Here is a 23,177-nt window from a genome sequence, read left to right as displayed (position 1 = left end):
TCACCGGAGGCCTCCTGATCTGCAACTGTGGCTCTACCGATGCGAGTGTTCACCCGCGATCGGCAACCCACGTCCATTTGCAGCCCGAGGCCTTCGGCCTCGAGTCAGCCTCCATACCGTCTAGGGCTCGGACTCACAATGTCGTGCTGACAGCGCGGCCGAGGCTATATGTGCACGGCGACGCTCTCAGGCTGACATTGTGAACGGCTGTCGGCTCTAGGTCTGGCGGTTGAAACGGGATCCGCTCGCCCCGCTGACCTGATCGCGCGGCCTCACCACGATCAGATCCAAGTCGACGTGCGACGGGCGACTGGCAACGAACCCGATCACCTCGGCGATGTCCTCGGCTACCAGCGGCGTGACACCTTCGTAGACCTTCGCCGCGCGCTCCTCGTCGCCCTCGAACCGGTTCAGCGAGAAGTCGGTCTTCACCATGCCCGGCGCAACTTCGGTGAGCCGCACCGGTTTTCCGAGTAGCTCGCTGCGCAGGGTGCGATGCAGTACGCCCTGGGCGTGCTTGGCGGAGGTGTAGCCGCCGCCGTTGTCGTAGATCTCCACCGCCGCAATCGACGTGACCGTGACGATCAGCCCGTCACCGGAGTCGATCAGCTTCGGCAGCAGCGCACGGGTGACCAGCAGCGTGCCGAGCACATTGGCCTCCCACATCCACCGCCAGTGCTCGATATCGGCTTCTGCGATCGGGTCCAGTCCGCGCGCCCCGCCCGCGTTGTTCACCAGGACATCGACCCTGTTCAGGCTGTCTGCCAGGGCTTTGACGGAATCCGCATTAGTGACGTCCGTCACAATTGCGGTGCCGCCGATCTCCTCGGCAAGGGCCTTGATGGGCTCGGCGCGGCGGGCTGCGCAAACCACATGAAAGCCAAGGGCTGCAAGGGTTTTCGCAGTTGCCGCACCGATCCCGGCGCTGGCGCCGGTGACCACCGCGACGCGCTTGTCGGTCTCTGGTGTCGTCATAGGCCCAACTTTAGTTGGCGTGCTAAGTTCACCCCTATGTCCAGGAGTCAGGCCGCCCGCATCACGCGGCACTGTTGTTGTTGCGCACTTCGCCGCTCCTGATTCCGCTGTCCTGATTGACAGTCGCCGGGTGCGGCACCGAACCCACCGGCCGACTTCACAAAAGGACAATCCCTGTGCGCACTGCAACCGCCACTCTTCGTAAGCCCTCTTCCGCCGCTCACGCCAAGCGTGCGTTGCTGGCCCGCCACCACGTCGTCGCACCGTCGCTGCGGGTGGCCGAGGCCGCGGCGGGATCCGTGTTCGGGGCGGCCCGCCTGCGCGGTCCGATCGCCCGTGACGTCATCGCCCAAGTCACCCAGCTCAGTATCGCGACGGTCAACCGTCAGGTCACCGCGCTGCTAGACGCGGGTGTGCTGCGGGAACGCGCTGACCTGGCCGTCTCCGGCGCCATCGGCCGCCCGCGCGTCCCGGTCGAGGTCAACCACGAGCCGTATCTGACGCTGGGCATCCACATCGGTGCCCGTACCACCAGCATCGTCGCCACCGACCTGTTCGGCCGCACGCTCGATGTGGTCGAGACGCCGACTCCGCGGGGACCGCAGGCCGCCGCGCTGGCCTCGCTCGCCGCCAGTGCCCGCCGCTATCTCGCCCGCTGGCACCGCCGTCGCCCGCTGTGGGTGGGCGTCGCCGCGGGCGGTGTTGTCGACAGCGCGACGGGCTACCTCGACCATCCGCGGCTGGGCTGGTCGGACGCCCCTGTCGGACCGGTGCTCGCCGAGGCGCTCGGACTGCCGGTGTCGGTCGCATCCCACGTCGACGCGATGGCCGGTGCGGAACTGCTGCTCGGGGCCCGCCGACTGCCGGTCAACGAGATCGCGGGCGGTGCGCCCACAGCCAGCTCGACCAGCCTTTACGTCTACGCCCGCGAGACCGTGGGCTACGCGCTGTCCATCGGCGGACGGGTGCACTCACCCGCCAGCGGACCCGGCACCATCGCCGCGTTGCCCGCCCACTCCGAACTCCTGGGTGGCACCGGCCAGCTGGAGTCCACCGTGAGCGACGAGGCTGTGCTGATCGCCGCCCGTAAGGCACGCATCATCGCAGGCGACGGACCGTCGTCGACGATGTCGGCGGTGCTGCGGGCCGCCAGGGGAGGCAACGAGCAAGCGCAGGCGCTGCTCGCCGAGCGGGCGAGGGTGCTGGGCGAGGCTGTCGCCCTGCTGCGCGACCTGCTCAATCCCGACGACCTCGTGGTCGGTGGCCAGGCCTTCACCGAATATCCGGAGGGCATGGAACTGGTGGAGGCGGCCTACGCGGCGCGGTCGGTGATGCCACCGCGGCAGATCCGGCTGACGGCGTTCGGCAACCGGGTGCAGGAGGCCGGTGCAGGCGTGGTGTCCCTCGTCGGGCTCTATGCCGATCCCATCGGCGCGATGAAGCGGGCACTGAACCGGCGCCCCGAAGTGAGTGCGTGACGAGCCGCCGTCCCCGCACGGTGTAGACATGACTGTGTGCGCCCAGCCACGGATCTGAGCCGATCGGACATCGCCGGTCTAGTGGTTCCTCGACGCGTAGCCGTCTTGTCGGTGCACACGTCGCCGTTGGCGCAGCCCGGTACCGGCGACGCAGGCGGGATGAACGTCTACGTCCTGCAGAGCGCGCTGCAGATGGCCAGGCGCGGTGTCGAGGTGGAGATCTTCACCAGGGCCACGTCGTCGACCGATGCCCCCGTCGTCCACGTCGCGCCCCGGGTGCTGGTCCGCAATGTCGTCGCCGGCCCGTTCGAAGGGCTCGACAAATACGACCTGCCCACCCAGTTGTGCGCCTTCACCGCCGGCGTACTGCGGGCCGAGGCCACCCATGAGCCCGGGTATTACGACATCGTGCATTCGCACTACTGGCTGTCGGGTCAGGTCGGTTGGCTGGCACGGGATCGGTGGGCGGTGCCGCTCGTGCACACGGCGCACACGCTGGCCGCGGTGAAGAACGCGGCGCTGGCCGACGGCGACGCCCCCGAGCCGCCGTTGCGCGCGGTCGGAGAACAACAGGTGGTCGACGAGGCGGACCGGTTGATCGTCAACACCGAAACCGAAGCGCAGCAACTGGTTTCGCTACACCACGCCGACCCGGCCCGCATCGACGTGGTGCACCCCGGTGTCGACCTCGAACTGTTCACGCCCGGCGACCGCGCCGCCGCCCGCGCCGCACTCGGCCTCGCCGACGACGAGCAGGTGCTGGCATTCGTGGGGCGGATCCAGCCGCTCAAGGCACCCGATGTGCTGCTGCGCGCCGCCGCCCGGCTCACCGACCGTTTCAGCGCGCTGCGCGTACTGGTCGCGGGCGGACCGTCCGGCAGCGGACTGGCCGCACCCGAGTCGTTGATTCGACTGGCCGAGGAACTGGGTATCTCCGCACATGTGACGTTCCTGCCGCCGCAGCCGCGCGATCGACTGGTCGACGTGTACCGTGCCGCCGATCTGGTTGCCGTGCCCAGCTATTCGGAGTCATTCGGACTCGTCGCGATCGAAGCACAGGCCTGCGGTATCCCGGTGGTGGCCGCCGCCGTCGGCGGGCTGCCGGTCGCGGTGCGCGACGGTGTCACCGGGACGTTGGTCGACGGCCACGACGTCGACGACTGGGCCAAGGCGATCGGCGCCCTGCTGGACCGCGGCCCCGACACCATGCGTGCCGCCGCCGTCGAGCACGCCGCCACGTTCTCGTGGGCCCACACCGTCGACGCCCTGCTGGAAAGCTACGGCCGCGCGAACGCCGACTACCGCGCACGTCAGCGCAAGGACGTCGCGGCGCGGCGCAGCGGCAGGCGATTCACGATCCGCCGCGGGGTCCGGGCGTGAACGCTGCGGAGATCATCGAGCAGACCTGCAAGGAGAACGGCCTCGTCTGCACCCGCCACGAGGGCGCGCACGGCGGGCTGCCCGGCATCATCGTCGAACTGCCCGGCGAGCGGCGGCTGAAGACCAACACCATCCTGTCCATCGGTGAACACTCGGTGCGCGTCGAGGCGTTCGTCTGCCGCAAGCCCGACGAGAACCACGAGGGCGTCTACCGCTTTCTGCTGAAGCGGAATCGCCGTCTCTACGGCGTCGCGTACACGCTCGACAACGTCGGCGACATCTACCTCGTCGGCCGGATGGCGCTGGCCTCGGTCACCCCCGACGAGATCGACCGGGTGCTCGGGCAGGTGCTCGAGGCCGTCGATGCGGACTTCAACACGTTGCTGGAGTTGGGTTTTCGGTCGTCGATCCAGAAGGAGTGGGAGTGGCGGGTGTCGCGCGGCGAGTCGCTGAAGAACCTGCAGGCCTTCGCTCACCTGATCGACGACGACGACGAAGACGACGGGGAATCGGCCTCAAGATAGTCTCTTCGGCATGGGAGACTCCACGCTGATCCTGCTCCGCCACGGTGAGAGCGAGTGGAACGCGCTGAACCTGTTCACCGGCTGGGTCGATGTCGACCTCACCGACAAGGGCAGGGCCGAGGCGGTGCGCGCCGGTGAGCTGATCAAGGAACTCGATCGCCTGCCCGACGTGCTGTACACATCGCTGTTGCGCCGGGCGATCACCACCGCGAATCTCGCGCTGGACGCCGCCGACCGGCACTGGATTCCGGTGCACCGCGACTGGCGGCTCAACGAGCGGCACTACGGCGCGCTGCAGGGTCTGAACAAGGCGGAGACCAAGGAGAAGTACGGCGACGATCAGTTCATGAAGTGGCGTCGCAGCTACGACACCCCGCCACCGCCCATCGAGCCGGGCAGCACCTACAGCCAGGACGGCGACCCGCGCTACGCCGACATCGAGGGCGGAACGCCGCTCACCGAATGCCTCAAGGACGTCGTCGAGCGGTTCGTGCCCTACTACACCAGCACGATCGAACCCGACCTGCGCGCCGGCAAGACGGTGCTGATCGCCGCCCACGGCAACTCGCTGCGCGCGCTGGTGAAGTACCTGGACGGGATGTCGGACGAGGACGTCGTCGGCCTCAACATCCCCACCGGCATTCCGCTGCGCTACGACCTCGACGGCGACCTCAAGCCGAAGGTCATCGGAGGCACCTACCTGGATCCGGAGGCGGCAGCGGCCGGCGCGGCCGCAGTGGCGGCGCAGGGCGCGAAGTAAGCCCCGAAATCGATCGCGCCGGCAAACGGCGGGTTAACAGCGGACAGCCGGGGTTCGAATTTCGGCGATTCCTTGTGTGACATGTCCCGGTTTGGCCGCACGCTGCTGGGATGACGTTCACCGGATGCGTACGATTTTCGCGTGAGTGTGCTAACGGCGGTGCTGCTCGCAGCATCCGTCGCACTGCTCACCCTGGTGATCGGGGTGGCGCTCGGGACGGGGCTGGCACCCCGTCTGCAGGAGCGCAGGCAGCGCAGGGCCACCGCGCAGACGGGCATCACCGTCTCGCAGATGCTCGCCCACATCGTGTCGCAGTCGCCAGTCGGGATCGTCGTGGTCGACACCTACCGTGACGTGGTCTACACCAACGACCGGGCTCGCGAGCTGGGGCTGGTCCGCGACCGGCTGCTCGACAACCGCGCCTGGCTGGCGGCCGAACGCACCCTGACCACGGGCGAGGACGTCGAGGTCGACTTATCTCCGCGGAAGCGTGCGCATCCTGGCCGCTCCGGGCTGTCGGTGCGCGGTCACGTCCGCCTGCTGACCGAGCAGGACCGCCGCTTCGCCGTCGTCTACGTCGACGATCAGTCCGAACACGCCCGGATGGAGGCGACCCGCCGCGACTTCGTCGCCAACGTCAGCCATGAACTCAAGACCCCGGTCGGCGCGATGGGTGTGCTCGCCGAGGCGGTGCTGGCATCGGCGGACGACCCGGAGACGGTGCGCCGGTTCGCCGAGAAGATGCTGACCGAGTCCAACAGGCTGGCCAACATGGTCGGTGAGCTGATCGAGCTGTCGCGGCTGCAGGGCGCCGAGCCGTTGCCCGACCTCGAATCCGTCGACGTCGACACCGTCGTCGCGGAGGCGCTGTCGCGGTACAAGGTGGCCGCCGATAACGCCGACATCGCGATCACCACCGATGCGCCGACGGGATACCGCGTGCTCGGCGATCAGGCGCTGTTGGTCACCGCGATCGCCAACCTGGTTTCGAACGCCATCGCGTACTCGCCCAACGGTTCGTCGGTGTCGATCAGCAGGCGTCGTCGCGGCGACAACATCGAAATCGCCGTCACCGACCGCGGTATCGGCATCGCAAGCGCCGATCAGGAGCGGGTGTTCGAACGGTTCTTCCGCGTCGACAAGGCGCGGTCCCGGGCCACCGGCGGCACCGGGCTCGGATTGGCGATCGTCAAACACGTCGCCGCCAATCACAACGGATCGATCCGGCTGTGGAGTCAGCCGGGCACGGGATCGACGTTCACCCTGTCGATTCCGGCGTTCCCCAAGGGTGACGAAGACCCAGAAGTGCACGACGAACGAGAGGACCAGCTAGACAGATGACCAGCGTGTTGATCGTGGAGGACGAAGAGTCCTTGGCCGATCCCCTGGCCTTTCTCCTGCGCAAGGAGGGCTTCGAGGCCACTGTGGTGGCCGACGGGCCCTCGGCCCTGGCCGAGTTCGAGCGGGCCGGTGCCGACATCGTCCTGCTGGACCTGATGCTTCCGGGGATGAGCGGCACTGATGTGTGCAAGCAATTGCGTTTGCGCTCAAGCGTTCCCGTCATCATGGTGACGGCGCGGGACAGCGAGATCGACAAGGTCGTGGGGCTCGAGCTCGGAGCCGACGACTATGTCACCAAGCCGTACTCGGCACGGGAGCTGATTGCGCGTATCCGCGCGGTGCTGCGTCGCGGTAACGACAACGACGACAACGGGATCGGCGATGGTGTGCTCGAGGCCGGGCCGGTGCGGATGGATGTCGAGCGGCACGTCGTGTCGGTCAACGGTGATCCGATCACGTTGCCACTCAAGGAGTTCGACCTGCTCGAGTATCTGATGCGCAACAGCGGCCGGGTGCTGACGCGCGGTCAACTCATCGACCGGGTGTGGGGCGCCGACTATGTCGGCGACACAAAGACTCTTGACGTGCATGTGAAGCGGCTGCGGTCGAAGATCGAGGCCGACCCCGCGAATCCGGTGCACCTGATTACGGTCCGCGGCCTGGGCTACAAGCTCGAGGGCTAGCGTTTTTCAGCGATTTCGGCGTGCTTAGTCTCGCTCAGCGAGACCAGTCACGCCGAAATCGCTAGTTATTCGGCGGCGCGTGTCGCGGGATGCACGGCGATCAGCCCTAAGGCGCTGCGCCGCTTACACATTGCGGCCAACTCGGCATAAGCCTTCTCGCCGATCAGCTCGGTGAGTTCGGGACGGTAGGACTCCCACACCTGCTTCTTCCCGACGTGCGCATTCGGGTCGCCCGTGCAGTACCAGTGCAAGTCGGCGCCACCCTCGCCCCAGCCGCGCCGGTCGTATTCGGTGATCCACGTCTTGAGGATCTCGCTGCCGTCAGGACGTTCCACCCATTCCTGAGTACGGCGGATCGGCAGCTGCCAACACACCTCGGGCTTCAGCGTCATCGGCTCGACACCAATCTTGAGCGCCTTCGAGTGCAGCGCGCATCCGATACCGCCAGGGAAGCCGGGGCGGTTCAGAAAGATGCAGGCGCCCTTGTATTTTCGGGTGCGCAGATTGGGCTTGTCGTCGTACTCGTCCATCTCGAGGTAGCCCTTTTTGCCGAGCCCCTTTTCGCGGTACTGCCAATCCTCGTCGGTCAGGAGTTTGACCGCAGCGTCCAGGTTGGCGATGTCGTCCTTGTCGGACATGAACGCGCCGTGCGAGCAGCAGCCGTCGTCGGGTCTGCCTTCCACCGTCCCCTGGCAGGCGGGCGTGCCGAACACGCACGTCCACCGGGACAGCAGCCAGGTCATGTCCGCGGCGATCAGATGTTCGGGGTTGTCAGGGTCGTAGAACTCGACCCACTCGCGGGCAAAGTCGAGTTCAACCTCACCGGGATGCGATGCGCTCACAGTTTTCAACGGTAAACCCATTAGGTTGAAAGGGTGCGATTAGGCGTGCTGGATGTCGGCAGCAATACCGTCCACCTCCTCGTGGTGGACGCGCGTCGCGGCGGCCATCCGACACCGATGAGTTCCACCAAAGCCGCGCTGCGCCTGGCCGAGGCGATCGACAGCAACGGCAAGCTCACCCGCAAGGGCGCCGACAAGTTGATCGGCACCCTCGACGAGTTCTCCAAGATCGCGGCGAGTTCGGGCTGCGCCGAGCTGATGGCCTTCGCCACCTCCGCTGTCCGCGATGCGAAGAACTCCGAAGAAGTCCTCGCCAGGGTGCACGCCGAGACCGGTGTCGCGCTGCAGGTGCTCACCGGGGTCGACGAGTCCCGGCTGACGTTCCTCGCGGTGCGCCGGTGGTACGGCTGGAGCGCGGGACGCATCATCAACATCGACATCGGCGGCGGCTCGTTGGAACTGTCGAACGGTGTCGACGAGGAGCCCGAGGTGGCGCTGTCGCTGCCGCTCGGCGCGGGCAGGCTGACCCGGGAGTGGCTACCCGACGATCCACCGGGCCGGCGCCGCGTCGCGATGCTTCGCGATTGGTTGGCGACGGAGCTTGCTGACGCGGGCGCCGAGATGCTCAAGGCAGGTCCGCCGGATCTGGCGGTGGCGACGTCGAAGACATTCCGTTCGCTGGCCCGCCTCACCGGCGCGGCCCCGTCCGGGGCAGGTCCACGGGTGAAACGGACGCTCACGGCCACCGGGCTGAGGCAGCTCATAGCATTCATCTCTAGGATGACCGCGGCTGACCGTGCGGAATTGGAAGGAGTGAGTGCCGAGCGCGCGCCGCAGATCGTGGCCGGAGCGTTGGTAGCTGAGGCGAGTATGAAGGCCCTTGATGTCGAAAGTGTGGATATCTGCCCCTGGGCATTGCGAGAAGGGCTGATTCTGCGGAAACTCGACAGCGAGGCCGATGGAACGGCCTTGGTGGAGACGTCCGTGCAGCGACGCTGACCGGCAGAAAGACGATGACTAGATCAGACGACAGCCAGAGCACGCGACCGATCTCGGTTGCGGAGTTGCTGGCGCGCAACGGCACCATCGGCGCCCCGCCTGCTGGTGGGCGTCGCAGGCGTCGTCGCGGTGACACCGGCTCCATCTCCGTCGCTGAGCTGACCGGTGAAATTCCGATCGTCACCGACCGTGACCTGGCCCGCGAGCCCGTCGTCGAAAAGCCCGTCGAGGAACCCGTCGAAGAGCCCGCCGAGCCCGAGCAGCCCGCCGCCGAGGAGCAGCCAGCCGCCGAGGCCGAAGCCCAGCCCGAAACCGAGTCCACCGACCTGAGCAGCCCCGCTGCCGGCAACGGCGTTGTCGAGCAGGAGGAGGCCGAGGTCGAAGCGACTGAAGCCGAGGCCACGGAAGCCGAGGCACCCGAGGCAGAGGACGCCACGGAAGCCGAGGCACCCGAGGCAGAGGACGCCACGGACGCCGAGGCACCCGAGGCAGAGGACGCCACGGACGTCGAGGAAGCCGACACCGAGGAAGCCGAAGCCACAGAAACCGACACCGAGGACGCCGAGGACGCCGAGGAGGCCGAGGAGGCCGAGGAGGCCGACGAGTCCGACGACGACTCCGACGACTCGGACGACGACTACGCCGGCGCCGTTTCCGACTACGCCGCCCACATCAAGCAACGAGAAACCGACGTCGACCTGCCGTTCTTCGTGCCGCCGCGTCGGCCGGGCTCGCGCCGGTTCAGCGTCGTCCCCGACGCCGAGGAGATGAGCCCCGATCCGGATCCGGTCGAGGACGAGCTCGCCCTGGACTGGTCGGATGCGAAAACTGAAGCGGGCGACGACGCTGTCGACACGGAAGCCGCCGCCGAAGACGACACCGAGGCATCGAAGAGCTCGGTGTCCTATCTGCGCTCCGGTGCGGACGACTTGTTCGGCGGCCCGACCGGCGACGACGAGGGGGCCGTCCGCGCTGGCGCCGACACAGAAGTCATCGCCGTCGACCGGAAGGCCGAAACGGGCGGGGCCATGTCGTCGTTCATGCACGGCGTGTGGATCGTCGGGCAGTGCGTCTTCGCCGTCGCATTCGGCGCGGGGTTGTTCGTCGCTTTCGACCAGCTGTGGAAGTGGAACAACATCGTCGCGCTGGTGCTGTCCGTCCTGGTGATTCTCGGCCTGGTCGTCGGTGTCCGGGTGGTGCGCAAGACCGAGGACATCGGCAGCACGCTGATCGCGGTGGCCGTCGGGGCTCTGGTCACGTTGGGGCCGCTGGCGCTGCTGCAGTCGGGTTAACGGCGACCACTGCCAGTTGATAGACGTCGAATAAACAACGTGCGCCCAGCGATCAAGGTCGGTCTGTCGACGGCCTCGGTGTATCCCCTGAGGACCGAGGCCGCCTTCGAGTACGCCGCGAAACTCGGATACGACGGTGTCGAGCTCATGGTCTGGGCCGAGACCGTCTCTCAGGACATCGACGCCATCGCCGAACTGTCCAAGCGGTACGACATGCCGGTGCTTTCGGTGCATGCACCGTGCCTGCTGATCTCGCAGCGGGTGTGGGGTGCCAACCCGATCCCGAAACTGGAGCGCAGTGTGCGCGCCGCCGAACAACTCGCCGCGCAGACGGTGGTCGTCCATCCGCCGTTCCGGTGGCAGCGCCGGTACGCCGAGGGGTTCACCGATCAGGTCGCCGAACTCGAGGCGTCCAGCGATGTGATGGTGGCGGTGGAGAACATGTTCCCGTTCCGCGCCGACCGGTTCTTCGGCGCCGGCCAGACGTCGATCGAGCGCATGCGCAAGCGCGGAGGCAAGCCCGGGCCGGGCATTTCGGCGTTCGCGCCGTCCTACGACCCGCTCGACGGTAACCATGCGCACTACACGCTCGATCTGTCGCACACGGCGACCGCGGGCACCGACGCGCTCGAGATGGCGCGCCGCATGGGCGACGGCCTGGTGCACCTGCATTTGTGCGACGGCAGCGGCGCGTCGACCGACGAACATCTCGTCCCCGGCCGCGGCAGCCAGCCCACCGTTGAGGTCTGCGAGATGCTGGCCGCAAGTGATTTCGCCGGGCATGTGATCCTCGAGGTGACCACATCGGGCGCGCGGACGGCCGCCGAGCGGGAGGCGCTGCTGGTCGAGTCGCTGCAGTTCGCCCGCCAGAACCTGCTGCGCTGACGAAATCGCTGACGAGACAAGGAAACACGTGCCGAGCTCAACCCTGTTCACCGACGCCATGAAGCTGACCAGCGCCGGGGACGGCGTGTATGACGGTGAGCTGAACGAACATTGGACCATCGGCGAGAAGGTGCACGGCGGGGCGATGCTGGCGCTGTGCGCGAACGCCGCGCGCACGGAGCACTGGGCCGGCGCAGCGGACGAGAACGCGCAACCGATCGCGGTTTCCGGAAACTTCCTGTGGGCGCCCGATCCCGGGCCGATGCGCGTGACCACGACGGTGCGCAAGCGTGGGCGTCGCGTGAGCCTGATCGACGTCGAACTCACCCAGGGGGACCGCACCGCCGTGCGGGCGGCGGTGACGATCGGCGAACCGGAGCACCACGTACCGCCGCTGCTGTCGGTCAACCCGGTGGTCCCGTTGATGCAGCCGGATCCGCCGCCGGGCCTGGAGCCGATCGGGGAGGGCCATCCGATGGCCGACATCGTCCATCTCGCGCACGGCTGCGACATCCGTCCGTCGCTGACCACGATGGCGCCCCGCGCGGACGGCGGCCCGCCGGTGATCGAGTACTGGGTGCGGCCGAAGGGGGTGGCCCCGGACGTGCTCTTCGCGCTGCTGTGCGGCGACGTCTCGGCTCCGGTGACCTTCGGGGTCAACCGGTTCGGCTGGGCGCCCACCGTGCAGCTGACCGCCTATCTGCGGGCGCTGCCGGCCGACGGGTGGCTGCGGGTGCTGTGTACGACGGTGCAGATCGGCCAGGACTGGTTCGACGAGGACCACATCGTCGTCGACTGCGAGGGCCACATCGTGGTGCAGAGCCGCCAGCTGGCGTTGGTGCCGCCCGCGCAGTAACCGGTCGCGGCGTCTGCAATGCTTGCCCGCATGGCCAGAATCGCGATCATCGGTGGTGGAAGTATCGGTGAGGCACTGCTGTCGGGCATGTTGCGCGCCGGACGGCAGGTCAAGGACCTCGTGGTTGCCGAGAAGGACCCGGACAGGGCCAAGTACCTGTCAGAGACGTACTCGGTGCTGGTCACGACGGTTGGCGACGCGGTCGATACCGCAACCTACGTGATCGTCGCGGTGAAGCCGTTCGACGTCGAAGGTCTGGTCGCCGAGATCGCCGATGCCGCCGCGCGAGCCGAAACCGACACCGCCGAAAAGGTTTTCGTGACCGTGGCGGCCGGTGTCACTGCGGCGTTCTACGAGAACAAGCTGCCCGCGGGATCGCCCGTCATCCGGGTGATGCCCAACGCCCCGGTCGTCGTCGGCGGCGGCGTGAGCGCGCTCGCGCCCGGTCGATTCGCCACCGCGGAGCACCTCAAGGCGGTGTCGTCGATCTTCGACGCGGTCGGTGGTGTACTCACCGTGCCCGAATCGCAGCTCGACGCGGTCACGGCCGTCTCCGGGTCGGGCCCGGCGTACTTCTTCCTGATGGTCGAGGCCATGGTCGACGCGGGCGTGGCGGCCGGTCTGGCGCGCTCGGTAGCGACCGATCTCGTCGTCCAGACGATGGCGGGATCGGCCGCGATGCTGCTGGAGCGCCTCGACAAGTCCGAAGGAGGCGGCGATGTGGCGCTGGGCGCGGCGATCGACACCTCCGCCGCACAGCTGCGCGCGACAGTTACCTCGCCCGGGGGTACCACCGCCGCTGGTCTGCGAGAACTCGAGCGGGGCGGTTTGCGGGCCGCCGTCGCGGCCGCGGTGGAAGCCGCAAAAACGCGCTCTGAGCAGCTAGGAATTACATCAGCGTAGTTCAATCAATTCAAATTGATTAGCCCACACCCGTCGCAGTAACCCCATCCGCCACGCTATTCTCCTCGTGTAAGCACGAGTCTGTGCCAGCGGTGGGGAAGCTGCTGGAACTGCCCGTGCCTGAACTGATTGGGTTGCGATGACGTCTATGAACGGGCCATCGGGGCGCGATTCGGCAAGCGGCAAGCGAGACAACGCCGCTTCCGACGGCCAGCCGCCACGTGCTCAATTCCTCACCGTCGCCGAAGTGGCCAGTCTCATGCGGGTCAGCAAGATGACGGTATATCGATTGGTACACAACGGGGAGCTGCCTGCGGTGCGTGTCGGGCGATCCTTCCGGGTGCATGCCAAGGCCGTCCACGACATGCTCGAGAGCTCGTACTTCGACGCAGGCTGATCGCGAAGGCCGGTTGCCCTCCGCCGCTTGATCATCGTCACGCGTTTTTCAGTTACCCGGGCCGCCCAGGTAAGGTAGCGGGTCGAGTCACGTGCACGGAGTGCACAGACGGGCGTGGTGCATGTAAGTGCACAAATACATCTAGGTAGCGGAGTCCATGGGTTCAGTCATCAAGAAGCGGCGCAAGCGCATGTCGAAGAAGAAGCACCGCAAGTTGCTTCGTCGCACGAGGGTGCAGCGCAGAAAGCTCGGCAAGTAGTTCTCTTGCTTGGTCGCTAGGCTGACCGGATGGATTCTGAGGGTCGCTCTTCGGACCGTTCTTCTGAGGATGCCGCCGGCTACCCCAAGGTCGTACTGGTCACCGGCGCGTGCCGGTTCCTGGGCGGTTATCTGACGGCCCGGCTGGCCCAGAATCCCTTGATCAACCACGTGATCGCCGTCGACGCGATCGCGCCGAGCAAGGATCTGCTGCGCAGGATGGGTCGCGCCGAATTCGTGCGGGCTGATATCCGTAACCCGTTCATCGGCAAGGTCATCCGCAACGGCGACGTCGATACCGTCGTGCACGCCGCCGCGGCGTCGTACGCACCGCGCTCGGGTGGGCGCGCCGCGCTCAAGGAACTCAACGTGATGGGCGCGATCCAGCTGTTCGCCGCCTGCCAGAAGGCGCCGTCGGTGCGACGTGTGATCGTGAAGTCGACGTCGGAGGTCTACGGGTCGCACCCGCACGATCCGGTCAAGTTCACCGAGACCAGCACCGCGCGGCGGCCGCCGGGTGAGGGCTTCGCCCGCGACAGCATCGACATCGAGGGCTATGCGCGCGGGCTGGGTCGACGCCGTCCCGACATCACGGTCACCATCCTGCGACTGGCGAACATGATCGGCCCCGCGATGGACACCGCGCTGTCGCGCTATCTCGCCGGGCCCGTGGTGCCCACGGTGATCGGGCACGACGGCAGGCTTCAGCTGCTGCACGAGCAGGACGCGCTCGGCGCGCTGGAGCGTGCCACGATCGCGGGCTGTGCGGGCACCTTCAACATCGGCGCGGAAGGCATCATCATGATGAGTCAGGCCATCCGGCGCTCCGGCCGCGTGGCGCTGCCGGTGCCGCGGTCGGCGCTGGCCGCTGTGGATTCGCTATGGCGCGCGACTCGCTACACTGAAGTCGATCGCGAGCAGCTCGACTATCTGAGTTATGGGCGCGTCATGGACACGACGCGGATGCGCAATGAGCTTGGGTACAACCCGAAGTGGACGACGTTGGAAGCGTTCGACGACTACGTCCGGGGTCGCGGGTTGACTCCGATCATCGACCCGAAGTGGGTACGCTCATTGGAGAGCCGCGCCGTATCTGTGGCGCAACGATGGGGAAGATAGGCCAGCAGTTCATATCGGGTGGGGGAGAGGGAACCAACGTGGCGGGTGAGTCGAAGGCCAAAGTTATTCCGCTGCACTCGAATTCGGGCCGATCCACGGCTTCCCGACGCGCCGCTGCGGCGCGGGCACAAGGTTCCCGCCGACATCCCTCGATGCTCTCGGACGGCGGAGCGCAGGCTTCTGTCGAGCAGATCGCCGCAGTCGTTCATGAAATCGACCAGATTCGTGGCGCCGGTTTGGGCGTCGCGGCCGGTGATGAGACGCCCACCGAACTCGCCAAGCGAATCGCCGCCGGCGCGGAGTTCATCCGCAAGCGGATGATGGGCGACTACACGGTCGACGAGTTCGGGTTCGATTCCCACCTCAACAACGCAATCTTCTTGCCTTTGCTGCGAGTGTTCTTCAAGTCGTGGTTCCGGGTCGAGGTGAGCGGTATCGAGAACCTGCCCGAGACCGGGGCCGCTCTGGTGGTCGCCAACCACGCCGGGGTGCTGCCCTTCGACGGGCTGATGGCGTCCGTGGCCGTCCATGACAACCATCCGACCAATCGCGACCTGCGTCTGCTGGCCGCCGACATGGTCTTCAACATGCCGATGGTGGGGCAGGCCGCGCGCAAGGCCGGCCACACCATGGCATGCACGTCCGACGCGCACCGACTGCTGGCCGCAGGCGAGCTGACCGCTGTCTTCCCAGAGGGCTACAAGGGGCTGGGCAAGCACTTCAAGGACCGCTACAAGCTGCAGCGATTCGGCAGGGGCGGGTTCGTTTCGGCTGCTCTGCGGACCAAGGCGCCCATCGTGCCGTGCTCGATCGTCGGCTCAGAAGAGATCTATCCGATGGTGGCCGACGTCAAGCTGTTGGCCCGTCTGCTCGGGCTGCCGTACTTCCCCATCACGCCGCTGTTCCCGTTGGCGGGCCCGGTGGGGCTGGTGCCGCTGCCGTCGAAGTGGCACATCCAGTTCGGCGAACCGATCTACACCGCCGACTACGACGAGGCCGCCGCCGACGATCCGATGGTGACGTTCGAGCTCACCGACCACGTCCGCGAAACCATCCAGCAGACGCTGTACCAGCTGTTGGCCAATAGGCGTAACGCGTTCCTCGGATAGGGGATCCACCGCGAGCAGACGCGAAACCCCCTCAAACGACCCGTTTTAGGGGTTTTCACGTCTGCTCGCCAACGAAATCGCTAGCTCTCCTTAGAGCTTTGCCCAGCAATCATTTTCGAGATCGCGGCATCGCGCGCGGCGGCGATCTTCGCGCTCACCTCGTCGGCCTCCGAGTCGCTCTCGGCCTCACCCATCACGGTGACGATGCTGGTGATCACCGGCTTGCCCTCGGCATCGGTCACCTCGCCGCGGATCTCGGTGAGGATCGCGCCGTGCGACTCCATCACCGAGTCCAGGTAGGAGTCGAAGTACAGCTTGTCCCCGGCCAGGATGGGCCGGTGGAAGACCAGCTTCTGGTCGCGGTGCAGCACCCGCTCCATGTTGATCGGCACATCGAAGTGATTGAAGATCTCCAGCTGCACGCGACGGCCCGCCACAGCCAGGAAGGTGAGTGACGCGACGAGGGCATCGTGGCCGTACTCCTTGGCGGCTTCCTCGCTGTAGTGCGCCGGGTGGTCGTCCTTGACGGCCCGCGCGAACTCACGGATCTTCTCGCGGTTGACCTCGAAGTAGTCGGGGTAGCGGTAGTGGGTTCCGATGATGTTCTCAGCGATAGCCATGGGTTCTCTTCGTCTCGTATGGGCGGCGCGAGCCTATCAGCGCGGCTGTGCCGGTCCGGTGGTTCAGCGGCCCTCCTGGCGCCGCGACACGATCGCCGCGAGCGCGCCTCCGGCGGCGCCGAGTGCCAGCGCCGACGGCACTCCGATGCGCGCGGCCTTGCGCGCCGTGCGGAAGTCCCGGATCTCCCAACCGCGCTCCCGCGCGAGGTCGCGCAGGTCGGCGTCGGGATTGATCGCCACGGCTGTGCCCACCAGCGACAGCATCGGCACGTCGTTGAAGCTGTCCGAATAGGCGGTGCAGCGCCGCAGGTTCAAGCCCTCGCGGATGGCCAGCGAACGCACCGCGTGGGCCTTACCCGCGCCGTGCAGGATGTCGCCGACCAGCCGGCCCGTGAAGACGCCGTCGACCGATTCGGCGACGGTACCGAGCGCACCGGTCAGGCCGAGCTTCTTGGCGATGGTGGCGGCCAACTCATAGGGCGTGGCGGTGACCAGCCAGACCTGCTGTCCGGCGTCGAGGTGCATCTGCGCCAGTGCGCGCGTGCCCGGCCAGATCTTGTCGGCGATGATCTGGTCGTAGATCTCCTCGCCAAGGGCCATCAACTCCGCGGTCGACCGGCCCTCGATGAACGCGAGCGCCTTGCGCTTGCCCTCGGCCACGTCGTCGCTGTTCTCTCGGCCGAGTAGTTGAAACTTGGCCTGCGCGTAGGCGAACCGGCCCAGATCCTTGTAGGTGAAGTACTTGCGGGCAGCCAAGCCGCGCGCGAAATGGATCAGCGACGACCCGTGCACCAGCGTGTTGTCGACATCGAAGAACGCCGCCGCGGTCAGATCGGGCGGCGGCGCGGGCGGTGTGACGACCGCGGTCAGGTCGGTGACTGCTGCACTCGCGCTGGCCTCGCCGGCGAGCCGCTGATGGTCGGCGTCACCCGCGGCAGGCTCGATGACGTCGGAATCGGACACGAATTCAGCCTAGGTCACCGGGCAGCGATACTTGCGGGATGCAAAGGCAGGTTGAGTTGCTCACGCGGGCGGGTTGCACGATCTGCACCGGGGCCGCGGCACGGCTCGAGCAGCTGGCCGCCGAGCTGGGCTTCGCTTTGACGGTTACCGACGTCGATGCCGCCGCCGCGGCGGGTAACCCGGCGCTGCGGGCGGAGTTCGGCGACCGGCTGCCGGTGGTGCTGCTCGACGGCGCCGAGCACAGCTACTGGGAAGTCGATGAGCCCAGGTTGCGAGCCGACTTGAGCAGCTGAGCAAATTTGGTGGGCCAGCTGGTCAGCGGCTACCGTGGATGACGTTCCTGGGGCGAGCGGAGCGACGGGGAGAGATGTGGTGGAGAAGCCGTGAGCGTGTTGCTTTTCGGGGTTTCGCACCGCAGCGCGCCGGTGTCGGTCCTCGAGCAGCTGAGCACCGATGAGGCCGAACAGGCAAAGATCGTCCAGAAGGTGCTGCAGTCGTCGTTGGTGACTGAGGCCATGGTGCTGTCCACCTGCAACCGCGTCGAGGTCTACGCCGTTGTCGAGGCATTCCACGGTGGGCTTTCGGTCATCGGTCAGGTGCTCTCCGAGCAATCCGGCATGGGCCTGAACGATCTGACGAAATACGCCTACGTGCGCTACGCCGAAGCGGCCGTCGAGCATCTGTTCGCGGTGGCCAGCGGCCTGGACTCCGCGGTCGTCGGCGAACAGCAGGTGCTCGGGCAGGTGCGTCGTGCGTATGCCACCGCCGAAGCGAACAACACCGTCGGCCGCACCCTCCACGAGCTGTCGCAGCGCGCCCTGTCCGTCGGCAAGCGGGTGCACGCCGAGACCGGAATCGACGCCGCAGGCGCCTCCGTGGTGTCGGTGTCCCTGGATATGGCCGCCAAGAAGCTCGGCACGTTGGAGGGCCGCAGCGCAGTCGTCATCGGTGCGGGCTCGATGGGTTCGCTCGCGGCCAAGTACCTGGTCAAAGCGGGCGTCGCGCGCATCCACGTCGTCAACAGGTCGCTGCCGCGGGCCAAGCGGCTCGCCGAGAAGGTCCGTGAGCTCGGGGTGACGGCCGAGGCCTTCCCGTTCGACCATCTGACTCCGACGCTGACGGACGCCGACGTCGTCGTGAGCTGTACCGGCGCCGTTCGTCCCGTCGTGTCCCTGGCTGACGTGCACCGCGGGCTGGCGCACGGCCAGATGCCGAAACAGCTGGTGATCTGCGACCTCGGCATGCCGCGCAACGTCGACCCCGCTGTCGCCGGGCTGCCCGACGTCTACGTCGTCGACATGGACCGGATCCAGCGTGAGCCCTCCGCCCGGGCCGCGGCCACCGACACCGAGGCCGCCCGCGCGATCGTTGCCACCGAGGTCGCCAACTACCTGGCCGGCCAGCGGATGGCCGAGGTCACCCCCACCGTCACCGCGTTGCGGCAGCGCGCCGCCGACGTCGTCGAGGCTGAATTGCTGCGGCTGGACAACCGGCTGCCGGGCCTCGATGCCGCGCACCGCGACGAGGTCGCCAAGACCGTGCGCCGTGTGGTTGACAAGCTGCTGCACGCCCCGACAGTGCGGGTCAAGCAGCTGGCCAGCGCGCCCGGCGGCGACAGCTACGCCGAGGCGCTACGGGAGCTCTTCGAGCTCGACCAGCAGGCCGTCGATGCCGTCGCGGCAAGCGAATTGCCTTTGATCGCACCCGATCTCGACAAGTCCGAGTAGAGCTTGACGGTAATTCGGATAGGCACTCGCGGCAGCCTCTTGGCCACGACACAGGCCGGTGTCATCAGAGACGAACTGGTCGCTAGAGGGCACGCTGCCGAACTGGTGATCGTGTCGACTGAGGGCGACCGCTCCGACCAACCCGTCGCCGAGATCGGCATCGGCGTTTTCACCGCCGCCCTCCGCGAGGCCATCGACCGCGGCGAGGTCGACATGGCCGTGCATTCCTACAAGGATTTGCCCACCGCACCCGACCCGCGGTTCAAGATCGCCGCGATACCCCCGCGCGAGGACCCTCGCGACGCCTTGGTGGCCCGGGACGGACTGGTGCTGGGGGAGTTGCCAGCGGGCTCGGTCATCGGGACGTCGAGCCCGCGACGGGCCGCGCAGCTTAGTGCATTGGGTCTCGGTTTGGAAATCCGCCCCCTAAGAGGCAACCTTGATACCAGGTTGAACAGGGTTAGCAACGGTGATCTCGACGGCATCGTCGTCGCCCGTGCGGGTCTGGCCCGCATTGGACGACTGGCCGATGTCACCGAGACTCTCGAGCCGGTGCAGATGTTGCCAGCGCCAGCTCAAGGTGCGCTTGCGGTCGAGTGCCGCGCAGGCGACACCGAGCTCGCCGCGCTGCTGTCGGAATTGGACGACGCCGACACCCGCGCAGCGGTCACCGCTGAACGGGCCCTGCTCTCCGCACTGGAGGCGGGTTGTTCTGCTCCGGTGGGTGCGATCGCCGAGGTGGTCGAGTCCATCGACGAGGACGGCCGAGTCTTCGAAGAGGTGTCGCTGCGCGGCTGCGTGGCGGCGCTGGACGGATCCGACGTGATCCGCGCGTCCGGGGTCGGGACGACCGATCGGGCACGGGAGCTGGGGCTCTCGGTGGCCGACGAGTTGTTCGAACTCGGGGCGCGCGAGCTCATGGATCGCACAGAGCAGAGGTGAGTGATAGATGACAGGCCATGGGAGCGGGCGAGTCCGCAAGCCGAAGCCGGGCCGCATCACGTTTGTCGGTTCAGGCCCGGGTGACCCCGGCCTGCTGACGACGCGGGCCCGCACCGTGCTAGGCAACGCCGCCCTGGTGTTCACCGACCCCGACGTGCCGGAAGCAGTGCTCGCCCTAGCGGGTTCCGAGCTTCCGCCGCCATCCGGGCCCGAACCCGCCGAGCCACCGCAAGCCGCCACCGACGGCGACGGAACTGATGGCGCCGCGGTTGCTGAGCTGCCGTCCATCTCAGGCGGGCCCGACGTGCGGCCCGCGCTGGGTGATCCGGCTGAGGTGGCCAAGACGCTGGCGGCCGAGGCGCGTACGGGTGTCGATGTCGTGCGACTGGTGGCGGGCGATCCGCTTTCGGTCGACGCGGTGATCGCCGAGGTGACCGCGCTGGCGAAGACGCATTTGGATTTCGAGATCATTCCGGGTCTGCCCGACACCACGGCGGTGCCCACGTACGCAGGTCTTCCGCTCGGTTCGGCGCACACCGTCGCCGATGTCCGCGGTGAGGTCGACTGGGAGTCGCTGGCCGCGGCGCCTGGCCCGCTGATCCTGCGCGCCACGGCGTCTCATCTGCCCGACTCGGCGCGCACGCTGATCGAGCACGGGCTCGCGGACACGACGCCCACCGTGGTGACCGCGAACGGCACGACGTGCCAACAGCGTTCGGTGCAGACCACCCTCGCGGGCCTGCTCGACAAGGCCACCCTGGCAGGCAGCGAACCGGCCGGCCCGTCCCCGGCTGACGCGTGGGCCCAGGCGGGACCGCTGGTGGTCACCATCGGCAAGACCGTCGCCAACCGGGCCAAGCTGAACTGGTGGGAGAGCCGCGCACTGTACGGCTGGACCGTGCTGGTGCCGCGCACCAAGGACCAGGCCGGCGAGATGAGCGAACGGCTGGTGTCGCACGGCGCGTTGCCGATCGAGGTGCCGACCATCGCCGTCGAACCGCCGCGCAGCCCCGCGCAGATGGAGCGTGCGGTCAAGGGACTCGTCGACGGCCGGTTCCAGTGGGTGGTGTTCACCTCCACGAACGCGGTGCGTGCAGTGTGGGAGAAGTTCAACGAGTTCGGTCTCGACGCTCGCGCGTTCTCCGGAGTGAAGATCGCCTGCGTCGGTCAGGCGACGGCCGATCGGGTGCGTGCCTTCGGTATCAATCCCGAGCTCGTGCCTGCGGGGGAACAGTCGTCGCTCGGTCTGCTCGACGAGTTCCCGCCCTACGACGACGTTTTCGATCCGGTGAACCGGGTGCTGCTGCCGCGCGCCGACATCGCCACCGAGACGTTGGCCGAGGGTCTGCGGGAACGCGGCTGGGAGATCGAGGACGTCACCGCATACCGCACCGTGCGCGCTGCGCCGCCACCGGCGCACACCCGCGAGATGATCAAGACCGGCGGTTTTGACGCGGTGTGCTTCACCTCGAGTTCGACGGTGCGCAACCTCGTCGGCATCGCGGGCAAGCCCCACGCGCGCACGATCGTCGCGTGCATCGGGCCCAAGACCGCTGAAACCGCAGCGGAATTCGGTCTGCGCGTCGACGTGCAGCCGGAGGTCGCCGCGGTGGGCCCGCTGGTCGAGGCACTTGCCGAGCACGCGGCCCGGTTGCGCGCCGAGGGGGCGCTGCCGCCGCCGCGTAAGAAGAGCCGCCGCCGCTAGGAGCCCAACCGTGGCCTTCCCCAGCCATCGACCCCGTCGGCTTCGGTCGACGCCCGCGTTGCGTCGGTTGGTGGCCGAGACGTCGCTGGAGCCAAGGCATCTGGTGCTGCCGATGTTCGTCGCGGACGGCATCGACGAACCCCGCGAGATCGGATCGATGCCCGGCGTCGTGCAGCACACTCGTGACTCGCTGCGTCGCGCCGCCGCCGAGGCCGTGGCCGCAGGGGTCGGCGGCCTGATGCTGTTCGGCGTGCCACGCGACGAGGACAAGGACGCCAGCGGGTCGATCGGCGTATCCGAGGACGGCATCCTCAACGTGGCCTTGCGCGATCTGGCCAAGGACCTCGGCGAGGACACCGTGCTGATGGCCGACACCTGCCTCGACGAGTTCACCGACCACGGCCACTGCGGGGTCCTCGACGCCACGGGCAGGGTGGACAACGACGCCACCAACGCCCGGTACGTCGAACTCGCTGTCGCACAGGCGGATTCGGGAGCCCACGTCGTCGGACCCAGCGGCATGATGGACGGTCAGGTCGCGGCCATCCGCGCGGGTCTCGACGCGGCGGGGCACACCGATACGGTGATCCTGGCCTACGCCGCGAAATTCGCCTCGGGCTTCTACGGCCCGTTCCGTGAGGCCGTCGCATCCAGCTTGCGCGGCGATCGCCGTACCTACCAACAGAATCCGGGCAACGCACGCGAGGCGCTGCACGAGGTGCAACTCGATATCGACGAGGGCGCCGACATCGTGATGGTCAAGCCCGCCATGGCCTATCTCGATGTGGTTCGTGCGGCCGCCGACATCTCGCCGGTACCGGTCGCGGCGTACCAGGTCTCCGGTGAGTACGCGATGATCTGCGCCGCGGCCGCCAACGGCTGGATCGACTTGCAGACGGTGGCGCTGGAGACGTTGACCGGCATCCGGCGCGCAGGTGCCGACATCGTGCTGACGTACTGGGCGGCCGACGTCGCCGGCTGGCTGGCGTGACGTCACCGGTCGAACCCGCCACCCGGCCGGTGGACGTCGACACCGGATTCTGGCTGTGGGTGGCGTCACTACCGCTACTGGTCATCGGCCACATCGTGGATCTGTTCGGCACGGCAGTCAGGCAGTTGCCGGGTGCGGTGCTCGCGCTCTCGGTGCTCTTCGTGCTGATCCTGGCTGCGGTCGTGTTGACCTTCCAGATTCTGATGCGCCACGGCTACCGCTGGGCTCGCACACTGCTGACCGGTGGTGGTGTCGCGACGATCGTCTACGTCGCGAGCAATCTGTTCGCCGGCGAGCGACCCACCGCCTCGGCGCTGACCTACGCGGTCACCGGCATCCTCGGATCGGTGCTGATCGCCGGGGGTGTGTTCCTGCTGCACCGCAAAGACGCCCACGAATTCTTCACGCGGTGAGGCGCTAGGCTGACC

General features: G+C 67.5%; 25 protein-coding genes. 21 read left to right on the top strand and 4 right to left on the bottom strand.

Annotation, left to right across the window (positions count from 1 at the left end; genetic code table 11):
* Positions 1 to 216: 216 nt before the first annotated feature.
* Complete coding sequence (locus H7J93_RS02360) at positions 217 to 975, bottom strand: SDR family oxidoreductase (RefSeq protein WP_267304672.1); 759 nt, start codon at positions 973 to 975, stop codon at positions 217 to 219.
* A 176-nt stretch (positions 976 to 1,151) separates the two neighbouring features.
* Between H7J93_RS02360 and H7J93_RS02355 the strand changes: the two genes are divergently transcribed.
* From H7J93_RS02355 to regX, 6 genes are all read left to right on the top strand, one after another.
* Positions 1,152 to 2,453, top strand: coding sequence for an ROK family protein (locus tag H7J93_RS02355; protein WP_372507759.1), 1,302 nt, complete (start codon positions 1,152 to 1,154; stop codon positions 2,451 to 2,453).
* Positions 2,454 to 2,489: 36 nt separating this feature from the next.
* A complete protein-coding gene (mshA, locus tag H7J93_RS02350; RefSeq protein WP_267304671.1) occupies positions 2,490 to 3,833 on the top strand; it encodes a D-inositol-3-phosphate glycosyltransferase in 1,344 nt (447 codons plus the stop codon).
* The gene (locus H7J93_RS02345) at positions 3,830 to 4,357 is read left to right on the top strand and encodes a type III secretion system chaperone family protein (RefSeq protein WP_267304670.1); all 528 of its coding nucleotides are present in this window, start codon (positions 3,830 to 3,832) and stop codon (positions 4,355 to 4,357) included. Before mshA ends, H7J93_RS02345 begins: the two co-directional genes overlap by 4 nt.
* Before the next feature lie 10 nt (positions 4,358 to 4,367).
* Entirely contained in the window at positions 4,368 to 5,117 is a 750-nt protein-coding gene (locus H7J93_RS02340; protein ID WP_267304669.1) for a phosphoglyceromutase, read from the top strand.
* A 141-nt stretch (positions 5,118 to 5,258) separates the two neighbouring features.
* Complete coding sequence (locus tag H7J93_RS02335) at positions 5,259 to 6,458, top strand: sensor histidine kinase (protein WP_267304668.1); 1,200 nt, start codon at positions 5,259 to 5,261, stop codon at positions 6,456 to 6,458.
* Positions 6,455 to 7,141, top strand: a complete 687-nt coding sequence (gene regX / locus H7J93_RS02330; RefSeq protein WP_267304667.1) for a two-component sensory transduction protein RegX — start codon at positions 6,455 to 6,457, stop codon at positions 7,139 to 7,141. The genes H7J93_RS02335 and regX overlap by 4 nt, the downstream gene beginning before the upstream one ends.
* 65 nt (positions 7,142 to 7,206) lie before the next feature.
* On the opposite strand, the gene H7J93_RS02325 is transcribed toward regX, so the two are convergent.
* On the bottom strand, positions 7,207 to 8,004 hold the full coding sequence (locus H7J93_RS02325) for a DUF3109 family protein (protein WP_267304666.1): 798 nt from the start codon (positions 8,002 to 8,004) through the stop codon (positions 7,207 to 7,209).
* 12 nt (positions 8,005 to 8,016) lie between these two features.
* Between H7J93_RS02325 and H7J93_RS02320 the strand changes: the two genes are divergently transcribed.
* The 9 genes from H7J93_RS02320 to H7J93_RS02280 all read left to right on the top strand — a co-directional run bounded on the left by H7J93_RS02320 (position 8,017) and on the right by H7J93_RS02280 (position 15,801).
* The gene (locus H7J93_RS02320; protein ID WP_267304665.1) at positions 8,017 to 8,982 is read left to right on the top strand and encodes a Ppx/GppA family phosphatase; all 966 of its coding nucleotides are present in this window, start codon (positions 8,017 to 8,019) and stop codon (positions 8,980 to 8,982) included.
* A gap of 14 nt (positions 8,983 to 8,996) precedes the next feature.
* Positions 8,997 to 10,274 carry an Rv0497 family membrane protein gene (locus H7J93_RS02315; protein WP_267304664.1) on the top strand — a complete coding sequence of 426 codons (1,278 nt, stop codon included), beginning with the start codon at positions 8,997 to 8,999 and terminating at the stop codon, positions 10,272 to 10,274.
* A gap of 39 nt (positions 10,275 to 10,313) precedes the next feature.
* Entirely contained in the window at positions 10,314 to 11,159 is an 846-nt protein-coding gene (locus tag H7J93_RS02310) for a sugar phosphate isomerase/epimerase family protein (RefSeq protein WP_267304663.1), read from the top strand.
* 28 nt (positions 11,160 to 11,187) lie between these two features.
* A complete protein-coding gene (locus H7J93_RS02305; RefSeq protein ID WP_267304662.1) occupies positions 11,188 to 12,015 on the top strand; it encodes a thioesterase family protein in 828 nt (275 codons plus the stop codon).
* Between the two features lie 30 nt (positions 12,016 to 12,045).
* Positions 12,046 to 12,918, top strand: coding sequence for a pyrroline-5-carboxylate reductase (gene proC / locus H7J93_RS02300; RefSeq protein ID WP_267304661.1), 873 nt, complete (start codon positions 12,046 to 12,048; stop codon positions 12,916 to 12,918).
* Between the two features lie 139 nt (positions 12,919 to 13,057).
* Positions 13,058 to 13,315: a helix-turn-helix domain-containing protein gene (locus H7J93_RS02295; protein ID WP_083150579.1), complete on the top strand. Its 258-nt coding sequence runs from the start codon at positions 13,058 to 13,060 to the stop codon at positions 13,313 to 13,315.
* Between the two features lie 157 nt (positions 13,316 to 13,472).
* Entirely contained in the window at positions 13,473 to 13,574 is a 102-nt protein-coding gene (locus H7J93_RS02290) for a 30S ribosomal protein bS22 (protein WP_003402602.1), read from the top strand.
* A 29-nt stretch (positions 13,575 to 13,603) separates the two neighbouring features.
* Positions 13,604 to 14,692: an SDR family oxidoreductase gene (locus H7J93_RS02285; RefSeq protein ID WP_267304660.1), complete on the top strand. Its 1,089-nt coding sequence runs from the start codon at positions 13,604 to 13,606 to the stop codon at positions 14,690 to 14,692.
* Positions 14,680 to 15,801, top strand: coding sequence for a lysophospholipid acyltransferase family protein (locus tag H7J93_RS02280; protein WP_267304659.1), 1,122 nt, complete (start codon positions 14,680 to 14,682; stop codon positions 15,799 to 15,801). Before H7J93_RS02285 ends, H7J93_RS02280 begins: the two co-directional genes overlap by 13 nt.
* 80 nt (positions 15,802 to 15,881) lie before the next feature.
* On the opposite strand, the gene H7J93_RS02275 is transcribed toward H7J93_RS02280, so the two are convergent.
* The gene (locus H7J93_RS02275; protein WP_267304658.1) at positions 15,882 to 16,421 is read right to left on the bottom strand and encodes an FAS1-like dehydratase domain-containing protein; all 540 of its coding nucleotides are present in this window, start codon (positions 16,419 to 16,421) and stop codon (positions 15,882 to 15,884) included.
* Between the two features lie 63 nt (positions 16,422 to 16,484).
* Positions 16,485 to 17,384: an HAD family hydrolase gene (locus H7J93_RS02270; protein WP_267304657.1), complete on the bottom strand. Its 900-nt coding sequence runs from the start codon at positions 17,382 to 17,384 to the stop codon at positions 16,485 to 16,487.
* A 38-nt stretch (positions 17,385 to 17,422) separates the two neighbouring features.
* On the opposite strand from H7J93_RS02270, the gene H7J93_RS02265 reads away from it, so the two are divergent.
* The 6 genes from H7J93_RS02265 (at position 17,423) to H7J93_RS02240 (ending at position 23,162) form a co-directional block, all read left to right on the top strand.
* Positions 17,423 to 17,677, top strand: a complete 255-nt coding sequence (locus tag H7J93_RS02265; protein WP_267304656.1) for a glutaredoxin family protein — start codon at positions 17,423 to 17,425, stop codon at positions 17,675 to 17,677.
* A 90-nt stretch (positions 17,678 to 17,767) separates the two neighbouring features.
* A complete protein-coding gene (locus H7J93_RS02260) occupies positions 17,768 to 19,111 on the top strand; it encodes a glutamyl-tRNA reductase (RefSeq protein WP_267304655.1) in 1,344 nt (447 codons plus the stop codon).
* A gap of 3 nt (positions 19,112 to 19,114) precedes the next feature.
* Positions 19,115 to 20,053, top strand: coding sequence for a hydroxymethylbilane synthase (gene hemC, locus H7J93_RS02255; protein WP_267304654.1), 939 nt, complete (start codon positions 19,115 to 19,117; stop codon positions 20,051 to 20,053).
* Between the two features lie 7 nt (positions 20,054 to 20,060).
* Positions 20,061 to 21,758 (top strand): bifunctional uroporphyrinogen-III C-methyltransferase/uroporphyrinogen-III synthase, encoded by a 1,698-nt coding sequence (locus tag H7J93_RS02250; protein WP_267304653.1) that lies wholly within the window; start codon positions 20,061 to 20,063, stop codon positions 21,756 to 21,758.
* A gap of 10 nt (positions 21,759 to 21,768) precedes the next feature.
* Positions 21,769 to 22,749, top strand: coding sequence for a porphobilinogen synthase (gene hemB, locus H7J93_RS02245; RefSeq protein ID WP_267304652.1), 981 nt, complete (start codon positions 21,769 to 21,771; stop codon positions 22,747 to 22,749).
* Positions 22,746 to 23,162, top strand: coding sequence for a hypothetical protein (locus H7J93_RS02240; RefSeq protein WP_267304651.1), 417 nt, complete (start codon positions 22,746 to 22,748; stop codon positions 23,160 to 23,162). The genes hemB and H7J93_RS02240 overlap by 4 nt, the downstream gene beginning before the upstream one ends.
* The last annotated feature ends 15 nt before the right edge of the window (positions 23,163 to 23,177 follow it).

Source organism: Mycobacterium barrassiae (genome assembly GCF_025822765.1).
GTDB classification, from domain to species: domain Bacteria; phylum Actinomycetota; class Actinomycetes; order Mycobacteriales; family Mycobacteriaceae; genus Mycobacterium; species Mycobacterium barrassiae.
Note: the sequence above shows the minus strand (reverse complement) of the source record. Positions and strands in the feature narration are given on the sequence as shown.

What these genes read in the sequence shown, in the direction of transcription:
- H7J93_RS02360 (WP_267304672.1), bottom strand. Translation starts at nt 975, where the DNA reads ATGACGACACCAGAGACCGACAAGCGCGTCGCGGTGGTCACCGGCGCC.
- H7J93_RS02340 (WP_267304669.1), top strand. Translation starts at nt 4,368, where the DNA reads ATGGGAGACTCCACGCTGATCCTGCTCCGCCACGGTGAGAGCGAGTGG.
- regX (WP_267304667.1), top strand. Translation starts at nt 6,455, where the DNA reads ATGACCAGCGTGTTGATCGTGGAGGACGAAGAGTCCTTGGCCGATCCC.
- H7J93_RS02325 (WP_267304666.1), bottom strand. Translation starts at nt 8,004, where the DNA reads ATGGGTTTACCGTTGAAAACTGTGAGCGCATCGCATCCCGGTGAGGTT.
- H7J93_RS02315 (WP_267304664.1), top strand. Translation starts at nt 8,997, where the DNA reads ATGACTAGATCAGACGACAGCCAGAGCACGCGACCGATCTCGGTTGCG.
- proC (WP_267304661.1), top strand. Translation starts at nt 12,046, where the DNA reads ATGGCCAGAATCGCGATCATCGGTGGTGGAAGTATCGGTGAGGCACTG.
- H7J93_RS02295 (WP_083150579.1), top strand. Translation starts at nt 13,058, where the DNA reads ATGACGTCTATGAACGGGCCATCGGGGCGCGATTCGGCAAGCGGCAAG.
- H7J93_RS02290 (WP_003402602.1), top strand. Translation starts at nt 13,473, where the DNA reads ATGGGTTCAGTCATCAAGAAGCGGCGCAAGCGCATGTCGAAGAAGAAG.
- H7J93_RS02285 (WP_267304660.1), top strand. Translation starts at nt 13,604, where the DNA reads ATGGATTCTGAGGGTCGCTCTTCGGACCGTTCTTCTGAGGATGCCGCC.
- H7J93_RS02280 (WP_267304659.1), top strand. Translation starts at nt 14,680, where the DNA reads ATGGGGAAGATAGGCCAGCAGTTCATATCGGGTGGGGGAGAGGGAACC.
- H7J93_RS02275 (WP_267304658.1), bottom strand. Translation starts at nt 16,421, where the DNA reads ATGGCTATCGCTGAGAACATCATCGGAACCCACTACCGCTACCCCGAC.
- H7J93_RS02265 (WP_267304656.1), top strand. Translation starts at nt 17,423, where the DNA reads ATGCAAAGGCAGGTTGAGTTGCTCACGCGGGCGGGTTGCACGATCTGC.
- H7J93_RS02250 (WP_267304653.1), top strand. Translation starts at nt 20,061, where the DNA reads ATGACAGGCCATGGGAGCGGGCGAGTCCGCAAGCCGAAGCCGGGCCGC.